The 4823-nt window shown below is 41.8% G+C and carries 6 protein-coding genes; 4 read left to right on the forward strand and 2 right to left on the reverse strand.

The window, feature by feature from the left end:
• From tyrS to ABYU67_RS11790, 3 genes are all read left to right on the forward strand, one after another.
• Positions 1-582: tyrosine--tRNA ligase (tyrS, locus tag ABYU67_RS11780; RefSeq protein WP_372845432.1), on the forward strand; the 582-nt coding region annotated here is incomplete at its 5' end.
• 135 nt (positions 583-717) lie between these two features.
• On the forward strand, positions 718-948 hold the full coding sequence (locus ABYU67_RS11785) for a DUF1653 domain-containing protein (protein ID WP_372845434.1): 231 nt from the start codon (positions 718-720) through the stop codon (positions 946-948).
• Positions 949-1148: 200 nt separating this feature from the next.
• Positions 1149-1805 carry a hypothetical protein gene (locus ABYU67_RS11790; RefSeq protein ID WP_372845436.1) on the forward strand — a complete coding sequence of 219 codons (657 nt, stop codon included), beginning with the start codon at positions 1149-1151 and terminating at the stop codon, positions 1803-1805.
• Between the two features lie 24 nt (positions 1806-1829).
• On the opposite strand, the gene ABYU67_RS11795 is transcribed toward ABYU67_RS11790, so the two are convergent.
• The gene (locus ABYU67_RS11795) at positions 1830-2582 is read right to left on the reverse strand and encodes an SDR family NAD(P)-dependent oxidoreductase (RefSeq protein WP_372845438.1); all 753 of its coding nucleotides are present in this window, start codon (positions 2580-2582) and stop codon (positions 1830-1832) included.
• 80 nt (positions 2583-2662) lie between these two features.
• Positions 2663-3310, reverse strand: coding sequence for a uracil phosphoribosyltransferase (upp, locus tag ABYU67_RS11800; RefSeq protein ID WP_045445969.1), 648 nt, complete (start codon positions 3308-3310; stop codon positions 2663-2665).
• Between the two features lie 310 nt (positions 3311-3620).
• Between upp and ABYU67_RS11805 the strand changes: the two genes are divergently transcribed.
• Positions 3621-4277, forward strand: coding sequence for a DNA glycosylase (locus tag ABYU67_RS11805; RefSeq protein ID WP_372845440.1), 657 nt, complete (start codon positions 3621-3623; stop codon positions 4275-4277).
• The last annotated feature ends 546 nt before the right edge of the window (positions 4278-4823 follow it).

The following is a 4823-nucleotide window of genomic DNA, read 5'->3' on the forward strand; positions in this document are numbered from 1 at the left end:
CAAGAGCCGCAGGTTTGTATCACGGTGCCAATCTTAGAAGGGCTAGACGGTGTTAATAAAATGTCTAAGTCACTTGGTAACTATGTTGGCATCTATGATGCGCCGGGCACCATGTACCAAAAACTGCTGTCGATGCCAGATACTTTAATCCGTCGCTACTTTGAATTTTTAAGCTTTAAGCCGATGGAAGAAGTTGAGGCGTTAATGGCAGAGATGGAAAATGGTCGCAATCCACAAGAAATCAAACGCATTCTTGCTGAAGAATTAATCGAGCGCTTCCACGATGCCGATGCGGCTGCTAATGCGCACAAATCAGCGGGTAACGTATTAGCTGATGGCGAATTGCCAGTCGATTTACCAGAAGTGACGTTAGATTTGGAAGGCGCTGAGGCATTATTTATCACGCAAATCCTAAACCAAGCAGAGCTTGCCAAAAACAGCTCATCGGCTAAAGACATGATCAAGCGTGGCGCGGTAAAAGTAGATGGCGAAGTGGTCGATGCAGGCTTTAGCTTAACCTCTGGTCAGACGGTTATTATCCAAGCAGGTAAAAAGGCGTATGCGAAAGTGACGGTTGCTTAAGTTGGCTAGTTCCAATAATTCATATAATCATTAAAAATAAGGTCGACATTGATGGTCGACCTTATTTATTTTTGCTATATAGATATAGTGTGACAGTATTTGATTCGTACCTTTATAATAAATTAGGATTCAATCATGATAGAGAAAACGGTTCCCCAAGGCATTTACCGCCATTATAAAGGCAGTCTTTACCAAGTCTTGCATACCGCGCAGCATTCCGAAACGGAAGAAATGTTAGTCGTTTACCGCTGCCTATACGGTGAGTATGGCATTTGGGTGCGACCATTAGCCATGTTTACTGAAACTGTTGAAGTTGATGGTAAAGAAGTACCACGGTTTGAGTTGGTTAAAGTATTAGCTGATTAATATCTCAAAATATTTAAAATTAATTGTTCAAATAAAAAGCGTCTGTTAAGGACGCTTTTTTTATATAAATGAAGCGGTCAAATAAATTTAAGCACGCACTCTATGCCGCTATTCGCTAGCAAATGACTGTAATAGGGGATGTATATAAATGTATATAATAGATACTATATATACTAAATGATGAATAAGGATAATAGCGCATGGACAAGCTGACGTTACCATCACTTGATAGCAGCTTATATCCACAAATCTGGCAGCAGCAAAACCTTTCCAATCCGCAGGCGCTATTACTCATGATGCTTATGGGAGAGGAGGTGCCAGATGCCGCAGCATTTACACAGCAATTACTAGCCAATGAGGTTTATCAAGACTGGATTAATAGCAGCGTATTTGGACGTTATTTACATCGCAATTTTACGGCGTTCTCTCAGCAAACCGAAGACAGCTTTAATACCGATATGCCTTTGCTATTTCGTCAGGAGTTAATGCGTCACGCGCAGTATTTATCATTAGGGCAAGTATTATTTTTTGCAGGAGATTTAACAAGAAGCGTGCGTCAGACAAAGGTTTTAAGCACAACGGTTAATCCTGCCACCGCCATCATCAATGCTCAACAGTTAAGTGCAAAAGCTACCATCAATAATCCGGCTATGATTATTAATCAGATAGTGATTAAAGGTAAACAGGTCTTAGGATTTCCAATACGCCACAATAAACGAACTAGTGAACGCACGCGTAATGAGGTGCTAATTTTAGACTTTCAAGATTTACGCTTGGTCGATGAAGGAAATATCAGTAGCAAAAAAAGAAGCAACATAGATGCGACTATATTGCTTCGGTCTTACGAGTTACGTTAATGAGATAAACGGTCGGTTAAGCGTTTAAGAACCTTGCTTAGCAATCGTTAACCCATTATAGGTCTGAGCTACTGGCATGACCTCTAAACGATTGACATTAATATGGGCAGGCGATTCAATCAGCCACAATAAAATATCGCCAATATCATCGCCGGTCATGGTTTTAAAGCCATCATAAACTTGAGCGGCTTTATCATCATCGCCATGATAGCGCACGTTTGAAAACTCAGTGCCCGCGACATTGCCCGGCTCAAGGTTGGTCACCCGCACCTGCGTACCGATTAAGTCAGCGCGCAAGTTTAAGCTAAATTGCTTTACAAAAGCCTTGGTTGCACCATAGACGTTACCACCAAAATAAGGCCAGCTGCCAGCGATAGAGCCGACATTAATGATATAACCGCTATCGCGTGCGACCATCGCTGGCAAGACCGCATGAGTCAACGCTATAAGCCCTTTGATATTGGTATCGGTCATACGTATCCAGTCATCAAGACTGGCGTTGTGTGCAGGCTCGGTGCCGAGTGCCAATCCAGCATTATTTACCAAAACATCAATTTGTTTAAAATCATCAGGTAAATCAGCAATGGTTTGCGGGATAGATGCTGTATCACTGACATCCATGACCACAGGTAAAAACGCCTCACCCAAAGTATCTGCTAGAGCGTTAAGTTTGTCTAAGCGTCTGGCACAGCCAATCACGCGATGACCTTTGGCAACCAAACGCTCCGCCAATGCTTTACCAAACCCAGCACTTGCACCTGTAATCAATACGTTCATCTCATATCCTTATCATTGATGTTTTATGCATATCTCATGGTTTTTCTAATGACCGCTTGTCTTGGCTTATCTGCTTTATCTTACTTATTAAATAGCTGCTTACCAAAGATTTTATCGCCAGCATCGCCAAGACCTGGAATAATATAACCGTGCTCATCCAAATGACTGTCTAGAGCGGCAGTATAAATGGTCACGTCAGGATGCGCTTCGTTAACCACGCGCACGCCTTCAGGTGCCGCAACCAATACCAATGCTTTGATATTGGTACAGCCATTTTTCTTTAACATCTCGATGGTCGCAACCATTGAGCCGCCCGTCGCTAACATTGGATCAATGATAAGGGCTGGACGTTTGTCCATATGGCTGACAAACTTTTCAAAGAAAGGCACCGGTTGCAGCGTTTCTTCATCGCGCTGTAAGCCAACGACAGAGATTTTTGCGGTAGGAATCAAGTCGAGCACCCCGTCGAGCATACCAATACCGGCGCGTAAAATCGGCACAATCGTTGCGGTCTTACCGATAATTTGCTCGCCGGTGATTTCACCACACCAGCCTTGCATCGGAAAGGTTTCAATTTCAAAATCACGGCTTGCTTCATAGGCCATCAAGCGTGCAAGCTCTTTGGTCAACGTACGAAACTTATAGGTGCTACAGTCTTTTTCGCGCATGAGGCTGAGTTTATGACGGACTAACGGGTGATCGATAACGGTGATTTTTAAGTCGCTCATAGTACTCTCTTGGTTTTTTGGTCTGATGCTTACGCAGTTACTGCGGTTGCCATTAGTATAAAAGATACAAACACTTACTGCATTTAACCCTATGCCTAGCCCATCAGTAGTAAGCTTAATACCTTAATGATAAGGTCAGCCAAATGTATTTATAACAAATTTGGTTTTGTTTAAGCCAACTATGTTTGACTATCATAGCGCCTTGATCAATGCAGTAGTATTTAGGTCTACTATAATAACAAAAAAACCGCTTTTCTGATGAAGAATCGTATGACTACACAACCACCTAACCCATATAATAGTACTCAAAATGAACAATAACTCGATATTATCCGAAGCCCGTACCGCAGAAGTAGAAACCCACCCATTTGCACCCGTACTGCCTCCAGAGGCTACCGTTATGATGATGGGGACATTCCCACCGACTGCCGATAAGTGGGCGATGCGCTTTCATTATCCAAATTTTTATAATGATATGTGGCGTATTTATGGCAGCGTATTTTTTGACGATGTGGATTATTTTAGAGTAGGCGATGAGAAACGCTTCGACCCTGAGCGTATTCGCGACTTTATGTTTGAACGTGGGATTGCTTCTTGTCCGACCGTCAGGCAAGCCATTCGTGAAACTGGTAATGCCTCAGATAAAAATCTAACCGTCGTTACCCCGGTTGACCTAGATACTATCTTGCCGCAAGTCCCCAAGGTTGAGACCCTATTTACCACGGGCGGTAAAGCCACCGAGGTGCTACTCAATTTATTAGCCAAGCCGCCTGCTAAGTCAAAGTATCCAAAAACCAATCAAAGCATAGATTATCCTTATGAGTGGCAGAGTGACAATAAGGAAAAAGCCGCTGTACAGGATCTTACCTTATATAGATTGCCATCAACATCACGCGCATACCCTTTAGCCTTAGATAAGAAAGTGGCGGCTTATAAAGAGTTCTTTAAAACAATAGGTAAGCTATAAAGCTGCCATATAAAGAGGGCTTAGGTATAGAAAAAGGTAAATGGTTTTAAGAAAAAAGTTGTTTTTAATATAAGTGGAATTATTTTTAAAATTAACTGACTGATATATGGGTCATATTTCTTAGAAAGTCAGATAATCTCTGAGATAGCAGAAAAACTCCTTGATCCTCTCCATAAACAGCGTATACTGCCCACCAGTTGAAAGGGCAAGCGGCTTGGAAAGTGGATTACCACCGACCTTTAATAGCCAAGCTATTAAGTAGCCAGCATATTAATTTTAGATTCATTGAAAATAAAATAATTTACTTCTTGACTTACCAATTAAAGCGTCTATAATACGCACCTCATTAAGACGAACCGGAAGCAGCTACTGTGTGATTACACAATAACTACCCCGTTAACTTAACGAAACAAAAAAAGAAAAGAAGTTGACAGAATATTAAAACATGATATGATGGTCAGCTCGCTAAATAGGACAAACCGGTTAGGTTTGGATATTTAGTAGAATACTCGTACTGGACGACAGTGGCGAGACATTATTTAAAAG

Source organism: Psychrobacter sp., from assembly GCF_041554015.1.
Lineage (GTDB): Bacteria > Pseudomonadota > Gammaproteobacteria > Pseudomonadales > Moraxellaceae > Psychrobacter.

Coding starts and splice junctions, on each gene's coding strand:
- ABYU67_RS11805 (WP_372845440.1), top strand. CDS start 3,621: ATGAACAATAACTCGATATTATCCGAAGCCCGTACCGCAGAAGTAGAA.
- ABYU67_RS11790 (WP_372845436.1), top strand. CDS start 1,149: ATGGACAAGCTGACGTTACCATCACTTGATAGCAGCTTATATCCACAA.
- ABYU67_RS11795 (WP_372845438.1), bottom strand. CDS start 2,582: ATGAACGTATTGATTACAGGTGCAAGTGCTGGGTTTGGTAAAGCATTG.
- upp (WP_045445969.1), bottom strand. CDS start 3,310: ATGAGCGACTTAAAAATCACCGTTATCGATCACCCGTTAGTCCGTCAT.
- ABYU67_RS11785 (WP_372845434.1), top strand. CDS start 718: ATGATAGAGAAAACGGTTCCCCAAGGCATTTACCGCCATTATAAAGGC.